The sequence below is a fragment of the Streptomyces sp. NPDC058145 genome, assembly GCF_042884245.1.
In the GTDB taxonomy this organism is placed as follows: domain Bacteria; phylum Actinomycetota; class Actinomycetes; order Streptomycetales; family Streptomycetaceae; genus Streptomyces.
In genome coordinates this window covers 26,425-45,591 of sequence record NZ_JBHVUH010000004.1, presented here as the reverse complement: position 1 = coordinate 45,591, position 19,167 = coordinate 26,425, and the positions used below count along the sequence as shown (strand labels likewise).

The window sequence follows — 19,167 nt, the reverse complement described above, 5'->3', positions numbered from 1 at the left end:
GGGTGGACCGCGTGACGGAGACGGGGGGCCGCCGGACACCGGCGCTGCCCGCGGGCCGGTGGCGGCGCCGGATGCGGGTGCTGCACGACGACCTGTGGGACTTCCGGCCGGATCCGCTGCCCGTCTCGGTGTGGCTGCGCTGGCTGCCGCACGGCCTGCTGTGCCTGGCCGCGTTCGGGGTCACCCTCGGCGGTACGGCCCAGCTCGGGGACGACGGGCACCTGCGGCCCGGAGCGGCCTTCGTGATCGCCCTCGCGCAGGGCGGTGCGATCGTGCTCGCGCTGTGGCGGCCCGTCGCGGGCTGGTGGCTGTCGATGGCCGGGACGGTGGTGGGCGCCGTGGCGGTGCACGGCAGGCTGGCCATGGTGGCCGGCGTGACGTTCACCTGGCCCTGGACCGCGGCCGGCATCGTCGCTCACCTGCTCGTCCTGCTGCTGCTCGCGCTGCGCGTGCGCACCCGGGTCTCGGCCGAGGCACTGGCCCTGACCGCCCTGGTCACCTGGCTCCTGCAGGGCGTGTGGGGCGGCTCGCGATACCAGCCCACCGGGGTCGTCGCCGTCATCCTGTCCACGGTCGTCGTGGTGCTCGGCGCCGCCCTGCGCGGCCGCCGGGTGGCCCGCGCCGAACTCGTCGAGCAGACCACCCTCACCACCGAGGAGCGGGCCCGCCGCACCCTGCTGGAGGAGCGCAGCCGGATCGCGCGGGAACTGCATGACGTGGTCGCGCACCACATGTCGGTCATCTCCATCCAGGCGCAGGTGGCCCCGCATCTCGTCGAGCATCCGTCACCGGAGCTGGTCGAGAACCTCGCGGGCATCCGGCAGAACGCCCTGGAGGCGCTCACCGAGCTGCGCCGGGTGCTCGGCGTGCTGCGTTCGGAGAACCCAGAGGACCCCTACGGCCTGGGCGACCCCGGCACCGGTACGGCACCGGACGCTCCCCAGCCCACGCTCGACCGGCTCGACGCGCTGATCGATAACACCCGGGCGGCCGGACTGGACGTGACCGCCGAGGTCAGCGGTGTGGTGCGGCCCTGCGCCCCGGGGGTGGAGCTGTCGGCGTACCGGATCGTGCAGGAGGCGCTGAGCAACGCCCTGCGGCACGCGCCGGGTTCGAGGGTGCGCGTCGAGGTCGCGCACGGCCCGGACGGGCTGCGGCTGGCGGTGACCAACTCCCGCCCGCGCCGCCCCGTACCGCCCACCCCGGGCGCCGGGCACGGGCTGCTCGGCATGCGGGAGCGCGCGGCGATGCTCGGCGGCCGTGTCACCGCCGCCGCGGCCCCGGACGGCGGCTTCTCGGTCGCGGCCTTCCTCCCGCGGGACGGCACCCCGCCCGCCTCCCCGCCCGACGTGCTCGATCCGCCCGACCCGCCCCACCCGTCCACGACAGGAGACCAGACGCCATGACGAGCGGCGCCGGCACCATCCGCGTACTCATAGCCGACGACCAGCAGATGGTCCGGCAGGGCTTCACCGTGCTGCTCGACACCAAGCCCGGCATCCAGGTGGTCGGACAGGCGGTGCACGGCCTGGACGCGATCGCCAAGGTCCGCGAACTGGCCCCCGACGTGGTGCTGATGGACATCCGGATGCCCGAGCTGGGCGGCATCGAGGCGACCCGCCGCATCACCACCGACCACCCGGACATCAGGGTCCTGGTGCTGACCACCTTCGACCTCGACGAGTACGTGTACCAGGCGCTGCGCGCGGGGGCCTCCGGGTTCCTGCTGAAGGACGCCTCGGCCGACCAGCTCGCCGAGGCGGTCCGGGTGGTGGCCGCCGGGGACGCGCTGCTCGCCCCGGGCATCACCCGCCGGCTGATAGCCGAGTTCTCCCGGCTGGACGGCACGCCCCGGCCCCCGCTCATGCGGCGGGTCGGCGACCTGACAGAGCGGGAGACGGAGGTGCTGACGCTGATCGCGCAGGGCCTGTCGAACGCGGAGATCGCCGGGCGGCTGGTGGTGGCCGAGCAGACGGTGAAGACGCATGTGGGCCGGATTCTGGTGAAGCTGGGGCTGCGCGACCGTACCCAGGCGGCCGTCTTCGCCTACGAGTCGGGCCTGGTGCGGCCGTCCGGATACTGACGCCCGGCGGAGCCGTAGTACTTCAGAGGGACGCCCGAGGACCCTTCTCCCAGGTGACGACCGCGGCCCCGGGGCGGCCTACCGTTGCCCACGTGACCGAGACGACGCACACGCAGACAACCCCGGCGGGCCCGGCCGAGCGGCCGCGCAGCCCCGAGTGGCGGCTCGCCGTGGACGCCCTGCGCGGCCTGCGGCGGGACCTGTTCGACGACGCCTTCGCCTACCGCCCGCTGCCTCGGACACGGGCCGTCGGCCGCTCCGGCGGTACGAGCCGGTACACGGGCTGGACACCGCACGCCGTCGTCATCGGGCTCGGCGCGCTGGCGATGCTGGTCGCGCTGGCGAGCACGAGCGGCTCCGGGCTCCCGTCGCTGCTGTGCGGGCTGCTGGCGCTGGGGCCGGTGCTGCTGACCCTGGTGCGTCCGGTGGGCGCGTTCTGGGCCTCGCTCGCCGCGACCACGGTCGTCTCCGTCGTCGGCGGGGCGACCGGAATGGACTGGCCGTGGGGGCCCGGCAGCTTCGTCTCGCACCTGGCGGTGCTCACGGTCGTGGCGATACGCACCCGCCCGCGTACGGCGGCCTGGATGTGGGTGCTCACCGCGGTCTACGGCTTCGTGACCGACTCCCTCCTCGGCTGGGACCGCTACGACACGGACGTTGCCCCGATGCTGCTCCTGTCGGCGCTGATCCTGCTGGCCGTCACCGTCCGGCACATCCGCCGGCAGGCCCAGCGCGAGGTGACCGCGCAGCAGACGGTGACCGCGGCGGAGCGCTCCCGGCGCACCCTGCTGGAGGAGCGCACGACCATCGCCCGCGAGCTGCACGACGTGGTCGCGCACCACATGTCGGTGGTCGCCATCCAGGCCGAGGCCGCGCCGTACCGGGTGGAGAACCCGCCGGAGGAGCTGGAGAAGGCGTTCGCCACCATCCGGGAGAACGCGGTGGCGGCGCTGACCGAGCTGCGCCGGGTCCTCGGGGTGGTCCGCGCGGAGGACTACGAGGCGCCGGACGCCCCGCAGCCCACCCTCGCGGACCTGGACCGGCTGCTGGCCAATGTGCGGGAGACCGGTCTCGACGTGGAGAAGGTGGTGACCGGCGCGGTGCGCGAACTGCCGCAGGGCGTGGAGCTGTCGGCGTACCGGATCGTGCAGGAGGCGCTGAGCAACTCCCTGCGCCACGCGCCCGGCGCGGGCGCCCGGGTGGAGATCGGGTACGTGCTCGGCGGCCTGGGCCTGCGCGTGGTCAACGGCCCGCCGCCCGCCCCCGACCTTGTGAAACCGTCTCCCGGGGCCGGACACGGCGTCACCGGCATGCGGGAGCGTGTCGCCATGCTGAACGGCGAGATGACGGCGGGCCCGGCGGCCGACGGGGGGTACGAGGTGACGGTGTTCCTGCCGGTGCCGGCGGACATCGCGATCGAGGGTGAGGCATGACGATCCGCGTACTGATCGCGGACGACCAGATGATGGTGCGCGAGGGCTTCTCGGTCCTGCTGAACGCGATGCCGGACATCGAGGTCGTCGGTGAGGCCGTCAACGGCCGGGAGGCGGTCGAGCGGGTGCGTGAACTCGCCCCGGACGTGGTGCTGATGGACATCCGTATGCCCGAGCTGAACGGCATCGAGGCCACCAGGGAGATCGTCGCCGCCGACGGGGCGGCGAAGGTGCTGGTGCTGACCACGTTCGACCTGGACGAGTACGTGTACCAGGCGCTGCGCGCCGGGGCCTCCGGCTTCCTGCTGAAAGACGCCTCGGCCCGTCAACTGGCGGACGGTGTAAGGGTGGTGGCCTCCGGTGAAGCCCTGCTCGCCCCCTCGGTGACCAGGCGCCTGATCACGGAGTTCTCCCGGCTCGCGGACTCCCCGCGTCTGATGCCGTCGGCGCAGGCGGCGTACGGGGAGCTGACGGAGCGGGAGACGGAGGTGCTGGTGCTGATCGCGCAGGGCCTGTCGAACGCGGAGATCGCCGGGCGGCTGGTGGTGGCCGAGTCGACGATCAAGACCCATGTCAGCCGCATCCTGGTGAAGCTGGGCCTGCGGGACCGCACCCAGGCGGCGGTGTTCGCGTACGAGGCGAGGCTGGTCACACCGGGCTGAGCCGGGCTAGCGTCCCTCCATGGCAACTGCCGCGGACCTCGCTTTCGACCCCTGGGACCCCGGGTTCGTCGCCGACCCGTATCCGGCCTACACCGAGCTGCGGGCGCGTGGCCGGGTGATCCGGTACGAGCCGACCGACCAGTGGCTCGTCCCGCACCACGCGGACGTCTCGGCGCTGCTGCGCGACCGCCGCCTGGGCCGCACCTACCAGCACCGCTTCACCCACGAGGAGTTCGGCCGGACCGCGCCACCGCCGGAGCACGAGCCGTTCCACATCCTCAACGACCACGGCATGCTCGACCTGGAGCCGCCGGACCACACCCGGATCCGGCGCCTGGTGTCCAAGGCGTTCACCCCGCGCACGGTGGAGCGGCTGAGGCCGTATGTGCACGGCCTGGCGAACGACCTGGTGGCGAGGCTGGTCGAGGCGGGCGGCGGCGATCTGCTCACGGACGTGGCGGAACCGCTGCCGGTGGCGGTGATCGCCGAGATGCTGGGCGTCCCGGAGGCGGACCGGGCGCTGCTGCGGCCCTGGTCGGCGGCCATCTGCGGGATGTACGAGCTGAACCCGTCCGAGGAGACGGCGGCGAGCGCGGTCCGGGCCTCGGTGGAGTTCTCCGCGTACCTCGCGGAGCTGATCGCGGCCCGCCGCGAGCGGCCCGGCGAGGACCTGATCTCGGGCCTGATCGCGGCGCACGACGAGGGCGACCGGCTGACCGAGCAGGAGATGATCTCCACGGCGGTGCTGCTGCTCAACGCGGGCCACGAGGCCACGGTCAACGCCACGGTGAACGGCTGGTGGGCCCTGTTCCGCGACCCCGGCCAACTGGCGGCCCTGCGCGCCGACCACTCCCTGGTCCCGTCCGCGATCGAGGAGCTGATGCGCTACGACACCCCGCTCCAGCTCTTCGAACGCTGGGTGCTGGACGACATCGAGATCGCCGGGACGACGATCCCCAGGGGCTCGGAGATCGCCATGCTCTTCGGTTCCGCCAACCACGACCCGGCCGTCTTCACCGACCCCGCCCGCCTCGACCTCACCCGCCGGGACAACCCGCACATCTCCTTCAGCGCGGGCATCCACTACTGCATCGGCGCCCCGCTGGCCCGCATCGAGCTGGCCGCCTCGATGACGGCCCTGCTGGAACAGGCCCCGGCCCTCACCCTGACGACCGAGCCACGACGCAAGCCGAACTTCGTGATCCGGGGGCTGGAGGGGCTGAGCGTGGCGGTGGGGTGATCACCCGTCCGGCTGATCACCGGGTGCCTCCGCCGCCGCACGGTCGGCAGGCCGCGAGCAGTACGTCGACCGAACCGCTCAGCCCGCCAGGTCCCGTCGCCGCAGGGCCGCAAGGCCCGCCGCCACCAGCGCCACCGCCAGGCCGGTCAGGGTGAGGACCGGTGTCCACTGCATCGCCCCGCCCGGCAGCTTCGGCAGGTGACCGAAGGGGGAGAGGTCCAGGACGATCCGCGGTGCGTCCAGGGCCGGGCCGACCCAGCCGATCAGCAGCACCGCCACCGCGACACCCCAGGCGGCCGGTGCGAGCCGGGGGGCCACGCCGTACAGCAGCACCGCCGCTCCGCCGATCACCCACACCGCCGGGAGCTGCACCAGGCAGGCGCCCAGGATCGGTACGACCTCCCTGCCGTAGCCGACGGCGAAGCCCAGGCCTGCCAGGGTCATGATCAGGGCCGAGCCGCCGAAGGCGATCGTCAGATGGCTCGCGGCCCAGCGCAGCCGCCCCACCGCGCACGCCAGCACCGGTTCCACCCGGCCCGAGGTCTCCTCGCCGTGCAGGCGCAGCACCGAGGCCACCACGTAGAGGGCCGCGATCATGCCGAGCATTCCGGTCATCGACGCCAGGAAAGCGTCCGTGAGGCCGCTCTGCCCGCCCATCCGCTCGAAGATCCGCCGCGCGCTGTCGTTGTCGCGGACCAGGTCGGCCGCGCCGTCGGTGAGACCGCCGTAGACGACCCCGGCGAGGAAGAAGCCGATCGACCAGCCCAGCACACCGCCCCGCTGCAGCCGCCAGGCCAGCGCGCCCGCCGTGCCGAGGCGGCCGGTGGCCGGCCCCGGCCGGGTGGGCAGGAAGCTCATGCCGATGTCCCGGCGCCCGGCGAGCGCGTACGCCACCACCGCCTGCGCGGCGACCGCCGCCGCGAACAGCGCGAGCACCCACCAGCGTTCGTCCGCGAAGGACCGCAGGTTCTCCAGCCAGCCCAGCGGCGACAGCCAGGTCAGCGGCGAGGAGCCGTCGTCCGTCGCCGAGTCGCCCGCCGCGCGCAGCACGAAAGCGGCCCCGAGGACGGCCGCCGTCAGGCCCCGGGCCAGGCGCGCGCTCTCCGTCAGCTGGGCGACGATCGCCGCCATCGTGGCGAAGACCATGCCGACGCCCGCGAGACCGAGACCGAAGGCCAGGGCGCCGCCGGCGCCCTGCCCGGCCAGGCCCGCCGTGACCAGCAGTGCCAGGGCCGCGTCGGCGACGGCCGCCGCCAGCAGCGCCGCCGTGAGGGGGGCCCGGCGGCCCACCGCCCCGGACGCCACCAGCTCCTGCCGGCCGCTCTCCTCCTCGTCCCGGGTGTGCCGTACGACGATCAGCAGGCTCATCGCGGCCCCGAGCGCGGCGGCGTACACGCCCACCCGCCAGGCGGTCAGCGCGCCGACCGAGGTGTCGAAGACCGGGCCGATCAGTGCCCGGAACGAGGCGTTGGACTCCAACTGGTCGACCAGGCCGACGCGTTCGGCGGTGGTGCCGTACAGGCTGCGCAGGGTGCCCGGCATGGAGAGGACCATGAGGGCGTTCACCGCGACCCAGACCGGGGTCGTCACCCGGTCCCGGCGCAGCGCGAAGCGCAACAGGGTGCCCGTGCCCGCCAGTTGGCGGGACCGGCTGGAGGCCCGCATCGCGAGCGTGGTCATCGCGCCACCTCGTTCCGCTCGGCCGGTCCGGCCGGTTCCTCCTGGTAGTGCCGCAGGAACAGTTCCTCCAGCGTGGGCGGCGTCGAGGTCAGCGACCGTACGCCCGACTCGCCGAGCTGGCGCAGCACCCCGTCCAGCTTGTCGGTGTCCACCTGCAGCCGCACCCGCCGGCCCTGGATGTCGAGGTCGTGGACGCCGGGGAGGTCAGCCAGCCCGTTCGGCGGGCCGGCGAGTTCGGCGCTGACGCTGGTACGGGTGAGATGGCGCAGGTCGGCCAGCGAACCGCTCTCCACGGTGCGGCCGCCCCGGATGATGCTCACCCGGTCGCACAGTTCCTCCACCTCGCCGAGGATGTGCGAGGAGAGCAGGACCGTCCGGCCCCGGTCCCGCTCCTCCTCCACGCACCGCTGGAAGACCTCCTCCATCAGCGGGTCCAGGCCCGAGGTCGGCTCGTCCAGGATCAGCAGGTCCACGTCCGAGGCGAACGCCGCGACCAGGGCGACCTTCTGCCGGTTGCCCCTGGAGTAGGTGCGGCCCTTCTTGGTCGGGTCCAGCTCGAACCGCTCGATCAGCTCCGCGCGCCGCCGCGGGTCCAGGCCCCCGCGCAGCCGGCCGTAGAGATCGATGACCTCGCCGCCGGACAGGTTGCGCCACAGCGTCACGTCGCCGGGGACGTAGGCGATGCGGCGGTGCACCTCCACCGCGTCCGCCCACGGGTCGCGGCCCAGCACCCGCGCGGCGCCCGCGTCGGCGCGCAGCAGGCCGAGCAGGACGCGGATGGTGGTGGACTTCCCGGCGCCGTTCGGGCCGAGGAAGCCGTGGACCTCTCCGGTCTCGACGTCCAGGTCGAGGCCGTCCAGCGCGTGCGTACGGCCGAAGGACTTGTTGAGCCCGGAGACCGTGATTGCCTTCGTCATGTTTCGCAACGTACGCTTCTTTCACAAATTTGTGAAGTTAAGGAACCGTATAAACTGCGAATGGGTGTCGCGATGGTGTGCGACGGTGGTGCTGATCAGGGGAGATGATCCGGGAATGACGGAGCGGGCGGACGAGGCCGAGCGGCCCGGGGCGGCGGACCGGCAGGCCTCCCGGGCACCGGAACGCGACCCGGAGGCGGTCTCCCGGTTCGTGGAGCACTTCGCGGCCCAGCTCGTCGAGGCGGGCGTGCCCCGGATGCCGGCCCGGGTCTTCGCCGCGCTGCTCGCCTCCGACTCCGGCACCCTGACCTCGGCCGAACTCGGCGAGCGGTTGCGCATCAGCCCCGCGGCCGTCTCCGGCGCGGTGCGCTACCTGGCACAGGTGCACATGGCCTCGCGGGAGCGCGAACCCGGCTCGCGCCGGGAGCGGTACCGGGTGCACGGCGACCAGTGGTACGAGACCCTGACCAGCCGCGAGGCCGTCATCAAGCGCTGGAGCCACGCCCTGCGGGAGGGCGTGGACAGCCTCGGCGCCACCACCCCGGCCGGGCGCCGGCTGGCGGAGACGCTGGCCTTCTTCGAGTTCGTCGACGCCGAGGTCGCCGCGATGATGGTCCGCTGGCGCGCCCGGCGTGAGGAGCTCTTCGGCTCCCCGTGACGCCCCGGGGTGCGGACTAGCGGGGCACCGGCAGGGTCAGCCCCCAGGCCCCCTCGCGTACCGTCCACGTCCGCCGGCGCACCGGACCCGACACCACCGCGTCCGCCCGGTAGCGGAAGTCCGCCCCCACGACCGTCACCGTGCGCCCCGCGGCCAGCAGCGGCGATATCTCCGCGCCGGGACCCGGCAGCGGGCGCACCTCGACCGCGGCCGTCCCGCCGTCGCCCGGCGTCACCGACACCGCCTCCACGGGCTGGTCCAGATCCACGACCGTCTCCCCGTCGACCTCCACCCGCAGCCGGGAGGGACCGGGCGCCGGTATCGCGTCGAGCCGGGTGGGACGCGGGGCCAGCGTGCGGACCAGCGAGCGGTACCGCGTACGCAGCCAGGGATGCCCCTCGGGGACGCCCGCCGGCTGCGCGGCGGCCGCCCGCGCCGGCGGGATGCCCAGCGTGCCCAGCACCACCCCGTCACTGTCGTCGACCAGCAGGTCCAGCCGCCGCTCGGCCCCCTCCAGCACGGCCCGCGCCGCCGCCACCGGCCCGGCCGGCACGCCCAGGGACTCCGCCAGCGCCGCCTCCCCGACCGGCACCACGGCCAGCGCGCACCCGGTCAGCTCCCGGTGCCGGTGCAGCAGGGTCACCGCGCGCACCAGCGCCCGGTCGTCACCGATCACGACCGGCCGCCGGGAACCCCGTCGGCCGAGTGCCCGGGCGAATTCCTCCGGGCCCTCCGGCAGACACACCTTGGTGGTCGCACCCGCGCTGAGCACGTCTTTCGCGATTCGTACGGACTCCCCGTCCCGCTGCAGTGCCGCCGGATCGATGATCACCAGCAGCTGATCGGACGTCGCGAAGGTCGCCACCTCGGTCCTGCCTCGCTTCCTCGGGTAGCATCTTTGTGCAAGAGCCCCTTGCGCTATTGCGCCAGGGGCTTCGTCTATTCCGGGGCATCCGGTCCGACGGTCGTGCGACCAAAGGCGGTCGCAGTGGTATGCGGCGATGCACCTTACGCCCACGCCTCCGACCATGGACATGCCCCGCCCGGAAGGGGTGTACGCGCGTGCCCGCACTTGTGCTGCTCGGTGCTCAGTGGGGTGACGAAGGCAAGGGGAAGGCGACCGACCTGCTCGGTGGCTCGGTGGATTATGTAGTGCGATACCAAGGCGGCAACAACGCCGGCCACACGGTCGTCGTCGGCGACCAGAAGTATGCACTCCACCTTCTCCCTTCCGGAATCCTCTCGCCCGGCTGTACGCCGGTCATCGGTAACGGTGTCGTCGTCGACCCGTCGGTCCTGCTCTCCGAGCTGAGCGGTCTGAACGAGCGTGGCGTCGACACGTCCAAGCTCCTGATCAGCGGTAACGCGCACATCATCACGCCGTACAACGTGACCGTCGACAAGGTGACGGAACGCTTCCTCGGCAAGCGCAAGATCGGCACCACCGGCCGCGGCATCGGTCCGACCTACTCCGACAAGATCAACCGCGTCGGCATCCGGGTCCAGGACCTGTACGACGAGTCGATCCTGACCCAGAAGGTCGAGGCGGCCCTCGACGCCAAGAACCAGATCCTCACCAAGCTCTACAACCGCCGCGCGATCGCCGCGGGTCAGGTGGTCGAGGAGCTGCTGGGCTACGCCGAGCAGATCAAGCCGTACGTCGCCGACACTGTCCTGGTCCTCAACCAGGCGCTGGCGGACGACAAGGTGGTCCTCTTCGAGGGCGGCCAGGGCACGCTCCTGGACATCGACCACGGCACGTATCCGTTCGTCACGTCCTCGAACCCGACCGCGGGCGGTGCCTGCACGGGTGCCGGCGTCGGCCCGACGAAGATCAGCCGCGTGATCGGCATCCTCAAGGCTTACACGACCCGCGTCGGCGCCGGCCCGTTCCCGACGGAGCTCCTCGACGAGGACGGCGAGGCGCTGCGCCGCATCGGCGGCGAGCGGGGCGTGACCACCGGCCGCGACCGCCGCTGCGGCTGGTTCGACGCGGTCATCGCCCGCTACGCGACCCGGGTCAACGGTCTGACCGACTTCTTCCTCACCAAGCTGGACGTCCTCACCGGCTGGGAGCAGATCCCGGTCTGCGTGGCCTACGAGATCGACGGCAAGCGGGTCGAGGAACTGCCCTACTCGCAATCCGACTTCCACCACGCGAAGCCGGTCTACGAGACCCTGCCCGGCTGGTCCGAGGACATCACCAAGGCGAAGTCCTTCTCCGACCTGCCGAAGAACGCCCAGAACTACGTCAAGGCGCTGGAGGACATGTCCGGCGCCCCGATCTCCGCGATCGGCGTGGGCCCGGGCCGGACCGAGACGATCGAGATCAACTCGTTCCTGTAGGCCGCGGGCGGCACCGCCCGTGAAACCGCTGCGACCGCCCGCCGGCGGCACCCTCCGGGGTGCGCTCGGCGGGCGGTCCGCTTTCAGTGATCTTGAGCCCATTCCCGCGGTCCACCGGTACGCCGCCGATGGCCACGCGGACCCCGCTGGTACTGCTGACCCTTGCGTATTCAACTGACCAAGGGGGACAGGGGCATGGAGGCATGGGCTCGGGCACTGGGCGGGCTGTGCGAAGGCTCGGGGCGGCAACCTCTGGATGTCGTACGGGACCTGGGCGCCGTCCGGGTGGCGTCCGTGTGCGGGGGCGCCGCGGCGGTGCGGGGGGACGGGCGCGGGCCAGGCTGGCATCTCCTGCTGGTGCGGCACGGGGAACTGGTGCTGGAGCAGGAGGGGCGAACCCTGCGTGCGGGGCCGGGCGGGAGCGTGCTGCTCGACTCGGGCCTGCCGTACCGGCTGCGGCTGGCCGGGGCCGCCAACAGCCTGGTCAGCGCCCATCTGGGGCGGCGGCCGCAGGCCCACGGCCGGCCGCGGACACAGGAGCTGGGCGCACGGCCCGATCTCGCCGTGCTGGTGGCCGGGCTTCTCGCCGGGCTGGCGGGCGAGACCGCGCCCCACCGGCCCGGTGACGAGCAGCGGCTCGGCACCGTGGTGTCCGACCTGGTCGCGCTGCTGCTCGACGAGGAACCCGACGACTCGGCGCTGCTGCCGCGCGTCCAGGCGTACATCGTGCGGCACTTGTCCGACGGCGGGCTCACCCCTGACCGGGTCGCCGCCGCGCACTGCATCTCCACCCGCTACCTGCACCGGCTCTTCCAGCGGCAGGGCCTCACCGTCGCCTCCTGGATCAAGGGGCAGCGGCTGGAGCGGTGCCGGCGCGACCTGCGCGATCCCGGGCTGAGCCGGCTGCCCGTCCATGTGATCGGCGCGCGCTGGGGTTTCGCCCAGGCGGCCGACTTCAGCCGGGCGTTCCGGGCCGCGTACGGGACCACGCCGACGTGCTTCCGCGCGGGTGTGCCGGGGGCCCGTGGGCGCTGCGCGCCAAGTGACTGTGCGCGCAGCGCCAACGACATCCGCGTACCGGCACAGCAGACTCGTGGGCAGGACGAGGCACGGCGGATCGTGCCCGTCCCCGTACACATGGGGGAGCTGCATGCCTGAGAACGAGGACCACCCGCCCGTCGAACCGCGCGGGGGCGCGGGGGTGTTCGACGTCGACCCCGACCAGTCCGGCGTGAGCCAGGACCCGAACGTCGTCGTCAAGGGCGACATCGACGCCCTGCCCGAGAACGGGGCGGTGTGACATGGGGTCCGTAGCGGGAATGCTCGCGCAGATGCGCGGCCTGCTGGGCACGGGGGAGTACCCGCCCGGCTCGAACCACAACAAGGTCACCGAGTGGTACGGCTTCAATGACGCGTGGTGCGACATGACCGTCAGCTACGCCGCGGCCCACTCGGACAACCTGAGCGCGGTCGGCGGCGGCAAGAAGTTCGCGTACACGGTCGCCCACGCGAGCTATTTCCAGTCGGTCGGCCGCTGGCACTACGGCATCGGCGGCATCACCGCCGGTGACATAGTCTTCTTCGACTGGAGCGGCACCCGGTCGATCGGCGCGATCGACCACGTGGGCGTCGTCGAGGCGGTGCACTCGGGCGGCACCATCACCACCATCGAGGGCAACACCAGCGACCAGTGCATGCGGCGGCTGCGCAACGCCGCCACGATCGTCGGCTACGGCCGCCCCAGCTATGGCGACGCCGACCCGCTGCCGGCCTCGGACGGCATCCTGCGCAAGGGCTCCACGGGGCCCGCGGTGAAGACGCTTCAGCAGAACCTCAACACCGTCATGGGCGCGGGGCTGGACGTCGACGGCGACTTCGGGCCGGCCACCGACAAGGCGGTGCGCGCCTTCCAGACGAAGTACGGCCTGGAGTCGGACGGCGAGTACGGGCCGGCCTCGGCGGCGATGATGGCGTCCGCCCTGAAGGGCGGCACCAGGCCGCAGCCGCCCGCCCCGCGGCCGCCCTCCTCCGGGAAGCTCTCGGTCGACGGCCAGTTCGGGCCCGCGACGTGCGCCGCGATGCAGCGCGCGCTCAACCAGCACGGGGCGAAGCTGTCCGTGGACGGTGCCTTCGGGCCGCAGACCAAGAAGGCGCTGCAGAGCTACCTGCGGGTGACGGCGGACGGAGCGGTCGGCCCGAACACGATCAAGGCCCTGCAGAAGAAGGTCGGCTCCGGCGTCGACGGTGACTGGGGTCCGGACACCACCCGGCACCTCCAGCAGGCGCTGAACGCCGGCACCTTCTGACCGGAGGGACGCGGAGATCCGCGCGGAGGGAGGGAGCTTCGTGCTCCCTCCCTCCGCGTGTGTATCGGCTCAGCTGAACACGATCATCGAGCCCTGGGCCAGGGACCGGGTCGCCGCCGCGTGCAGGCCGAGCCACACGTGCCGTTCCCGGGCGAAGGGGCTGGGGTCGTACGGCGCGGGGACGGCCGGCTCCTCCAGCTCCGTGGGGGCGGCGGGGGGCTCCGGCGCCGCCGGGGGGTTGGCCGGGTCGATGCCGATCGACGGGGCGACGTGCTCCAGCTCGCGCAGCAGGCTCTGCGAGGAGCCCAGCGGGCCGCCGCCGGCGAGGAGTTCGTCGTTGGACAGCGGGTGCGGGAAGTCGACGGGAACGTACGCACCCGCGTGGTCGTAGTGCCAGACCAGGTGGGACTGCTGGGCCGTCGACTCGAACATCTCCAGCAACTGCTCGTAGTCACCGCCGAGTTCGTCCACCGGGGTCACCGGAAGGCCGCAGACCTGGAGCAGATGGGCCCGGCGCAGGAAGTGCAGCGCGTCGTAGTCGAAGCCGGCCACCGGGGCGACCTCGCCGGACAGACCCGGCATGTACTGGTACACCGGCACCGGCGGGAGCCCGGCCGCGGCCAGCGCGTCGTTGTAGTGCGCGAGCTCCTCGGCGAACGGGTTGTCCGGGGTGTGGCACAACACGTCCACCAGCGGTACCAGCCACAGGTCACAGGCCAAAGAGAGCTCCTCGCATCGGCAGGCGCGCGTCTCACGCACGGCAGCGGGTGGTCAGGGAAGGGTAGTCGGTGCGGGCCGGGCACAACCCCTGTCGTGCGGGTCCCATACCCAGAGCTCACCGTGGAGCCTCCGCGTCCGCCTCATTCCGGCGGCAGCCGTTCCAGCAGGGCCAGCGAGTGGGCGTTGGCGGCGGCGACGATCTCCTGGGCGGCCCCGGCCTCGCGGCGGGCCAGCGCGTCGACGAGTTCGGTGTGCCCGGCCCACAGCCGGCCGCGGGCGTCGGGCAGCCGGCGCAGGTGCTGCACCGCGCACACCCAGGACTGCACGCGCAGCCGGTGCAGGAAGTCGGCGAGATAAGGGTTGCCGAACAGCCCGCTCAGCTCGCGCCAGAAGCGCAGGTCGTAGCCGATCAGCACGCTGAGGTCGCCGGCCGCCGCGGCCCGCTGCGCCTCCTCGCCGCGCCGGCGCACGGCGGCGAGGGCCGCCACCGTCCGCGGGCTGTCCATGTCGGCGAAGGCCGGGTGGTCGTCGGTGAGCGCCTGGAACATCCCGTCGGTGACCAGACCGCGGGCTTCGAGCATGCTGCGGTAGTCGGCGAGGGAGTACTCGGGGACCCGGAAGCCCCGGTGCTGGTCGGCCTCCAGGATGCCCTGCGCGGACAGGTCGACCAGTGCCTCGCGGACCGGCGTCGCCGAGACGCCGTACTGTTCGGCGATCTCCTTGACGGTGAACGCCCGGCCCGGCGTGAGGCGGCCCGCCAGTACCTCGTCGCGCAGCGCGTCCGCGATCTGCTGGCGCAGGGTGCTGCGCGTCACGGAGCCGTTGCCGGGCATCGTCGAGGCCTCTCCTCACGCGTACGGGTGACGTACTCGCACGTACTCGCCATTCTTTACGAGCACGTCACCTTACGCGTTCGGGTCGCCCCGGCGGCAGCCGTGGCGTGGCTACTCGGTGTACTCGTCGGCCGTGCTCAGCGCCGTGTCCAGGGCCGCGAGGCCCTCCTTCAGCTCGGCCTCCGTCACGTTGCACGGCGGCACCACATGAGTGCGGTTCATGTTCACGAAGGGCCACAGCCCGTTCCGCTTGGCGGCGGCGGCGAAGGCGGCCATGGGGGCGTTCGCCTCGCCGGCCGCGTTGTACGGCACCAGCGGCTCGCGGGTCTCCCGGTTCTTCACCAGGTCCAGCGCCCAGAACATGCCGGTACCGCGGACCTCGCCCACGCTAGGGTGCCGCGCGGCCAGCTCGGCCAGGCCCGGTCCGACCACGCTCTCGCCGAGCCGCCCGGCGTTCTCGACGACGCCCTCCTCCGCCATCACGCCGATCGTGGCGACGGCGGCGGCGCAGGCCAGCGGGTGCCCGGAGTAGGTGAGGCCGCCGGGGTAGGGCCGCTTGCCGAAGGTCTCGGCGATCTCCGCGGAGATGGCGACACCGCCGAGCGGCACGTATCCGGAGTTCACGCCCTTGGCGAAGGTCATCAGGTCCGGCACCACACCGAACAGGTCGGCCGCGAACCACTCGCCGGTCCGCCCGAACCCGGCCATGACCTCGTCCAGGACGAAGACGATCCCGTACTTGTCGCACAGCTCGCGGACGCCGGCCAGATAGCCGGGCGGCGGCAGCATGATCCCGGCGGTGCCCGGGATGGTCTCCAGGATGATCGCGGCGATCGTTCCCGGTCCCTCGAAGGCGATCGTCGTCTCCAGGTGCTCCAGGGCCCGCGCGGTCTCCTGTTCCTCGGTCTCGGCGTAGAAGCGGGAGCGGTACAGGAACGGCGCCCAGAAGTGGACGACACCGGCGCTGCCGCTGTCGGAGGGCCAGCGGCGCGGGTCACCGGTGATGTTCACCGCCTGCTCGGTGCCGCCGTGGTACGAGCGGTACGCCGAGAGCACCTTCGGGCGGCCCGTGTGCAGCCGGGCCATGCGCACCGCGTGCTCGACGGCGTCCGCGCCGCCGTTGGTGAAGAAGATCTTGTCCAGGTCGCCGGGGGTCCGCTCGGCGATCAGCCGGGCCGCCTCCGAACGGGCCTCGATCGCGAAGGCGGGCGCGAAGGTCGTCATCCTCGCCGCCTGCTCCTGTATCGCGGCGACGACCTTGGGGTGCTGGTAGCCGATGTTGGTGTAGACGAGCCCGCTGGTGAAGTCCAGGTACCGCTTGCCGTCGTAGTCCCAGAAGTACGACCCCTCGGCGCCGGCCACGGCGAGCGGGTCGATGAGGTCCTGCGCGGACCAGGAGTGGAAGACGTGCGCGCGGTCCGCGGCCTTCACTGCGGCACCGGCTTCGGGATGGGGCTGAGGGGTCATGCGGCCGAGGGTAGATGGCCCGGCCACGGTCGCGACATCGGCGTCCTGTTCCCTGGCCGGGTGCTTTTCACGACAGGTTGTCGACGTGCGCCGGGCGGGCGCCCCCCGGCGGCCGGGGGGCGCCCGGACGGGCTGTTACCGAACCGTGGACGCACGTCGGCGCGGCTCCCGGTACGTCCGCACTATTCTCGGTCCGTTGCAGACCTATGGGGGGAAGGCGGCGCGGGGATGGACAAGCTGGGACCGGGGGACCCGCGGCAGATCGGGGCGTACCGGCTGCTGGCGCGGCTGGGCGCGGGCGGCATGGGGCAGGTGTTCCTGGCGCGGTCGGACCGGGGCCGTACGGTCGCCGTGAAACTGATCCGCCGGGAACTGGCCGCGCAGGAGGAGTTCCGGGCCCGGTTCCGGCAGGAGGTGGGGTCCGCGCGGCGGGTCGGCGGGTACTGGACCGCGCCCGTGCTGGACGCGGACACCGAGGCGCCGGTGCCCTGGGTGGCCACCGGGTATGTCGCCGGGCCGAGCCTCCAGCAGGTCGTCGGGCACGATCACGGGGCGCTGCCCGAGCGGTCGGTGCGCATCCTCGCGGCCGGGCTCGCGCACGCGCTCAAGGACATCCACGCCGCCGGGATCGTCCACCGCGACCTCAAGCCGTCCAACGTGCTGGTGACGATCGACGGGCCGCGCGTGATCGACTTCGGCATCGCGCGGGCGCTCGAGACGCTGGCCGGGGACGGCCTGACCCGGACCGGTTCGCTGGTGGGGTCGCCCGGGTTCATGGCGCCGGAGCAGGTGCGCGGGGACCGGGTCACGCCCGCCTGCGACGTCTTCTGCCTGGGGTCCGTGCTGGCCTACGCGACGACCGGTGTGCTGCCCTTCGGCGGCGCGAACAGCGGGGTGCACGCCCTGATGTTCCGCATCGCCCAGGAGGAGCCCGACCTCGAGGGGGTGCCGGAGGGCATCGCCGACCTGGTCCGCGACTGCCTGCGCAAGGATCCCGCCGCCCGCCCCTCGCTGGACCGGATCCTGGAGCGGACGGGCGCGGGGGACACGGTGTCCGGCGGCCGCTCCCGCGACCCCTGGCTGCCCGGCGCCCTGGTGGCCCAGCTCGGCCGGCACGCGGTACGGCTCCTGGAGGTGGAGGACCCGCAGTCGGGCCCGGACACGGGCGCCCAGGACGTGGACGGCCCCGGTGGGGCGCAGGGTCCGGGCGCGGGAGTGCCCTCGGGCCCGGGTGGCCCGGCGGGTCCGGCCGCGTCGGCGGGTTCGGGTGCCCAAGCGGGCCCGGGTGCCCCTGGCGTGGGTGGCTCACGTGGGGCACAGGTTCCGGTGGCGGGCGCGGGGGCGGGGGCGTCCTCGGGGTCGGGTGGCCCGGTGGGTCCGGCCGCGTCGGCGGGTTCGGGTGCTGAGGCGGGCGGCGGTGCGCCGGTGGGTCCGGGTGCGCCAGCGCTCGGCGGTGCGCCGGCGGGTCCGGGTGCGGGTGGCCCTGGTGGGGCGCGGGGTCCGGTGGCGGGCGCGGATGCCCGCGCGGGTCTGGGTGGCCCGGCGGGCCCGGCCGCCTCGGCGGGTTCGGGTGCCCATGCGGGTTCGGGTGCCCCGGGGGCGGGTGGCGCCGGTGGGGCGCAGGGCCCGGCGGCGGGCGCGGGCGCCTGGGCGGGGCCGGGTGCCCCCGCGGGTGCCGGTTCGGCTTCGCCGGCGGGCGCGGGTGCCTCCGCGGGCCCCGGGGGTTCCCACGGCGCGCAGGCGCCGGGGGCCGGTGGCTCGCCCGAGCACTCGCCCGTGGCCGACGACGCCCCGACGCCCCCGCCCCCGGGCCGGCCGGGCGGGGCCGCCGGTGGCGGTGCGGCGGTCGACCACCTGCCGACCGTGGTGGCCGGGCGGACCCCGCCGCCCGGAGCGCCCCCGGCCCCTCCCGCCTACGGCTCGCCCGCTCCGTACGGCTACCCGCAGCAGGCCCAGCAGCATCCGCAGCCCCCGTCCGCCGGCTACGGCTACCCGCAGCAGCCGTACACCCCGTACGGCGGGCTCGGTTCCACCCCGCCCTACGGCCCGCCGCCGTTCACCGGGCAGCCGGAGCCGGAGCGCCCGGGCGGCCGGTCCACCGCGCTGCTCGTCGTGATCGCGCTGGTGGTGGCACTGGGCGCGGGCGGCTCGGTGTACGCGCTGATGAAGCACGGCGGCGGCGACACGGCCGGCGGCACGGTCGGCCCCGCGCCGACCAGCACCACGAGCGCCCCGCCCGTCACCTCCCCGGCCGCCACGCCGACGGCCTCCGCGCCGGCCTCCTCCGCGGCCACGGACGGCGCCGTCCCCGCTGCCTACCTCGGCACCTGGGAGACCACCATCGACAACGCCAACGGCTCCAACTCCCGCCGACTGACCATCGAACAGGGCGAGGTCGGCGACCCGGTCCTCACCCTGGTCGCGGACGGCCCCGGCGAGGGCGGCGGCACGTACCACTGCGTCTTCGAGGCGACCCTCGCCGAACAGCCGGACAACGGCGGCCCGTTGGAGATCGGCCCGTCCACGGTCACCAGCGGCGAGCCGATGTCCTCCTGCTCCCCGGGCGAGGCCAGCGAGGTCACCCTGCTCCCGGACGGACGCCTGAAGCGCGCGAAGGCAAGCGGCGGCGAGAGCCTGACGTACACCAAGCAGTGAGCCGAAATCCCGCTCAGCGCACGGTGGTCGGGCAGTCCTCGGCGGACTCCCTGGCGTCGGGCTTCCTGACGTACCTGACCAGGGGCAACGGGCAGTACGTGGTCCGTACCCATGGCCATGTGCCGTGCTGGACGCCGGAGGGCCTGCGGCTGTGCCGGTGAGGTGCG

Annotated in this window: 18 protein-coding genes; 12 read left to right on the top strand and 6 right to left on the bottom strand. The window is 73.5% G+C overall.

The window, feature by feature from the left end:
• Positions 1–11: 11 nt before the first annotated feature.
• The 5 genes from ACFVVO_RS10185 (at position 12) to ACFVVO_RS10165 (ending at position 5,418) form a co-directional block, all read left to right on the top strand.
• Positions 12–1,406 (top strand): sensor histidine kinase, encoded by a 1,395-nt coding sequence (locus tag ACFVVO_RS10185; protein WP_390053472.1) that lies wholly within the window; start codon positions 12–14, stop codon positions 1,404–1,406.
• Positions 1,403–2,083 (top strand): response regulator, encoded by a 681-nt coding sequence (locus ACFVVO_RS10180; RefSeq protein ID WP_390053470.1) that lies wholly within the window; start codon positions 1,403–1,405, stop codon positions 2,081–2,083. The genes ACFVVO_RS10185 and ACFVVO_RS10180 overlap by 4 nt, the downstream gene beginning before the upstream one ends.
• A 92-nt stretch (positions 2,084–2,175) precedes the next feature.
• Entirely contained in the window at positions 2,176–3,516 is a 1,341-nt protein-coding gene (locus tag ACFVVO_RS10175; RefSeq protein WP_390053468.1) for a sensor histidine kinase, read from the top strand.
• The gene (locus tag ACFVVO_RS10170) at positions 3,513–4,178 is read left to right on the top strand and encodes a response regulator transcription factor (RefSeq protein ID WP_358933046.1); all 666 of its coding nucleotides are present in this window, start codon (positions 3,513–3,515) and stop codon (positions 4,176–4,178) included. The genes ACFVVO_RS10175 and ACFVVO_RS10170 overlap by 4 nt, the downstream gene beginning before the upstream one ends.
• Before the next feature lie 19 nt (positions 4,179–4,197).
• Positions 4,198–5,418, top strand: a complete 1,221-nt coding sequence (locus tag ACFVVO_RS10165) for a cytochrome P450 (RefSeq protein WP_390053466.1) — start codon at positions 4,198–4,200, stop codon at positions 5,416–5,418.
• Between the two features lie 78 nt (positions 5,419–5,496).
• On the opposite strand, the gene ACFVVO_RS10160 is transcribed toward ACFVVO_RS10165, so the two are convergent.
• Complete coding sequence (locus tag ACFVVO_RS10160) at positions 5,497–7,098, bottom strand: ABC transporter permease (RefSeq protein WP_390053465.1); 1,602 nt, start codon at positions 7,096–7,098, stop codon at positions 5,497–5,499.
• Entirely contained in the window at positions 7,095–8,015 is a 921-nt protein-coding gene (locus ACFVVO_RS10155) for an ATP-binding cassette domain-containing protein (protein ID WP_390053463.1), read from the bottom strand. The genes ACFVVO_RS10160 and ACFVVO_RS10155 overlap by 4 nt, the downstream gene beginning before the upstream one ends.
• A gap of 115 nt (positions 8,016–8,130) precedes the next feature.
• Here ACFVVO_RS10155 and ACFVVO_RS10150 point away from each other — a divergent pair, with 115 nt between their 5' ends.
• Entirely contained in the window at positions 8,131–8,673 is a 543-nt protein-coding gene (locus ACFVVO_RS10150; RefSeq protein ID WP_390053461.1) for a GbsR/MarR family transcriptional regulator, read from the top strand.
• 16 nt (positions 8,674–8,689) lie between these two features.
• Here the strand turns inward: ACFVVO_RS10150 and ACFVVO_RS10145 are convergent, their stop codons facing one another.
• On the bottom strand, positions 8,690–9,538 hold the full coding sequence (locus ACFVVO_RS10145; RefSeq protein WP_390053459.1) for a diacylglycerol kinase: 849 nt from the start codon (positions 9,536–9,538) through the stop codon (positions 8,690–8,692).
• A gap of 197 nt (positions 9,539–9,735) precedes the next feature.
• Between ACFVVO_RS10145 and ACFVVO_RS10140 the strand changes: the two genes are divergently transcribed.
• The 4 genes from ACFVVO_RS10140 to ACFVVO_RS10125 all read left to right on the top strand — a co-directional run bounded on the left by ACFVVO_RS10140 (position 9,736) and on the right by ACFVVO_RS10125 (position 13,325).
• Complete coding sequence (locus tag ACFVVO_RS10140) at positions 9,736–11,019, top strand: adenylosuccinate synthase (protein ID WP_390053457.1); 1,284 nt, start codon at positions 9,736–9,738, stop codon at positions 11,017–11,019.
• Between the two features lie 195 nt (positions 11,020–11,214).
• Positions 11,215–12,177 carry a helix-turn-helix domain-containing protein gene (locus ACFVVO_RS10135; protein WP_390053455.1) on the top strand — a complete coding sequence of 321 codons (963 nt, stop codon included), beginning with the start codon at positions 11,215–11,217 and terminating at the stop codon, positions 12,175–12,177.
• A complete protein-coding gene (locus ACFVVO_RS10130; RefSeq protein ID WP_390053453.1) occupies positions 12,170–12,319 on the top strand; it encodes a hypothetical protein in 150 nt (49 codons plus the stop codon). The genes ACFVVO_RS10135 and ACFVVO_RS10130 overlap by 8 nt, the downstream gene beginning before the upstream one ends.
• Positions 12,320–12,350: 31 nt before the next feature.
• Positions 12,351–13,325 carry a peptidoglycan-binding protein gene (locus ACFVVO_RS10125; protein ID WP_390053451.1) on the top strand — a complete coding sequence of 325 codons (975 nt, stop codon included), beginning with the start codon at positions 12,351–12,353 and terminating at the stop codon, positions 13,323–13,325.
• 69 nt (positions 13,326–13,394) lie between these two features.
• Here ACFVVO_RS10125 and ACFVVO_RS10120 read toward each other — a convergent pair whose 3' ends face one another.
• The 3 genes from ACFVVO_RS10120 to ACFVVO_RS10110 form a co-directional block, all read right to left on the bottom strand.
• A complete protein-coding gene (locus tag ACFVVO_RS10120) occupies positions 13,395–14,045 on the bottom strand; it encodes a hypothetical protein (RefSeq protein ID WP_390053449.1) in 651 nt (216 codons plus the stop codon).
• Between the two features lie 140 nt (positions 14,046–14,185).
• On the bottom strand, positions 14,186–14,878 hold the full coding sequence (locus ACFVVO_RS10115) for a GntR family transcriptional regulator (RefSeq protein WP_390053448.1): 693 nt from the start codon (positions 14,876–14,878) through the stop codon (positions 14,186–14,188).
• A gap of 111 nt (positions 14,879–14,989) precedes the next feature.
• Positions 14,990–16,345, bottom strand: a complete 1,356-nt coding sequence (locus tag ACFVVO_RS10110; protein ID WP_390053446.1) for an aspartate aminotransferase family protein — start codon at positions 16,343–16,345, stop codon at positions 14,990–14,992.
• Positions 16,346–16,573: 228 nt separating this feature from the next.
• Here ACFVVO_RS10110 and ACFVVO_RS10105 point away from each other — a divergent pair, with 228 nt between their 5' ends.
• Positions 16,574–19,000: a serine/threonine-protein kinase gene (locus tag ACFVVO_RS10105; protein WP_390053444.1), complete on the top strand. Its 2,427-nt coding sequence runs from the start codon at positions 16,574–16,576 to the stop codon at positions 18,998–19,000.
• Positions 18,997–19,161, top strand: coding sequence for a hypothetical protein (locus tag ACFVVO_RS10100; RefSeq protein ID WP_390053442.1), 165 nt, complete (start codon positions 18,997–18,999; stop codon positions 19,159–19,161). The genes ACFVVO_RS10105 and ACFVVO_RS10100 overlap by 4 nt, the downstream gene beginning before the upstream one ends.
• Positions 19,162–19,167 lie beyond the last annotated feature (6 nt).

Coding starts and splice junctions, on each gene's coding strand:
- ACFVVO_RS10180 (WP_390053470.1), top strand. CDS start 1,403: ATGACGAGCGGCGCCGGCACCATCCGCGTACTCATAGCCGACGACCAG.
- ACFVVO_RS10170 (WP_358933046.1), top strand. CDS start 3,513: ATGACGATCCGCGTACTGATCGCGGACGACCAGATGATGGTGCGCGAG.
- ACFVVO_RS10165 (WP_390053466.1), top strand. CDS start 4,198: ATGGCAACTGCCGCGGACCTCGCTTTCGACCCCTGGGACCCCGGGTTC.
- ACFVVO_RS10160 (WP_390053465.1), bottom strand. CDS start 7,098: ATGACCACGCTCGCGATGCGGGCCTCCAGCCGGTCCCGCCAACTGGCG.
- ACFVVO_RS10155 (WP_390053463.1), bottom strand. CDS start 8,015: ATGACGAAGGCAATCACGGTCTCCGGGCTCAACAAGTCCTTCGGCCGT.
- ACFVVO_RS10150 (WP_390053461.1), top strand. CDS start 8,131: ATGACGGAGCGGGCGGACGAGGCCGAGCGGCCCGGGGCGGCGGACCGG.
- ACFVVO_RS10135 (WP_390053455.1), top strand. CDS start 11,215: ATGGAGGCATGGGCTCGGGCACTGGGCGGGCTGTGCGAAGGCTCGGGG.
- ACFVVO_RS10130 (WP_390053453.1), top strand. CDS start 12,170: ATGCCTGAGAACGAGGACCACCCGCCCGTCGAACCGCGCGGGGGCGCG.
- ACFVVO_RS10125 (WP_390053451.1), top strand. CDS start 12,351: ATGCGCGGCCTGCTGGGCACGGGGGAGTACCCGCCCGGCTCGAACCAC.
- ACFVVO_RS10115 (WP_390053448.1), bottom strand. CDS start 14,878: ATGCCCGGCAACGGCTCCGTGACGCGCAGCACCCTGCGCCAGCAGATC.
- ACFVVO_RS10110 (WP_390053446.1), bottom strand. CDS start 16,345: ATGACCCCTCAGCCCCATCCCGAAGCCGGTGCCGCAGTGAAGGCCGCG.
- ACFVVO_RS10105 (WP_390053444.1), top strand. CDS start 16,574: ATGGACAAGCTGGGACCGGGGGACCCGCGGCAGATCGGGGCGTACCGG.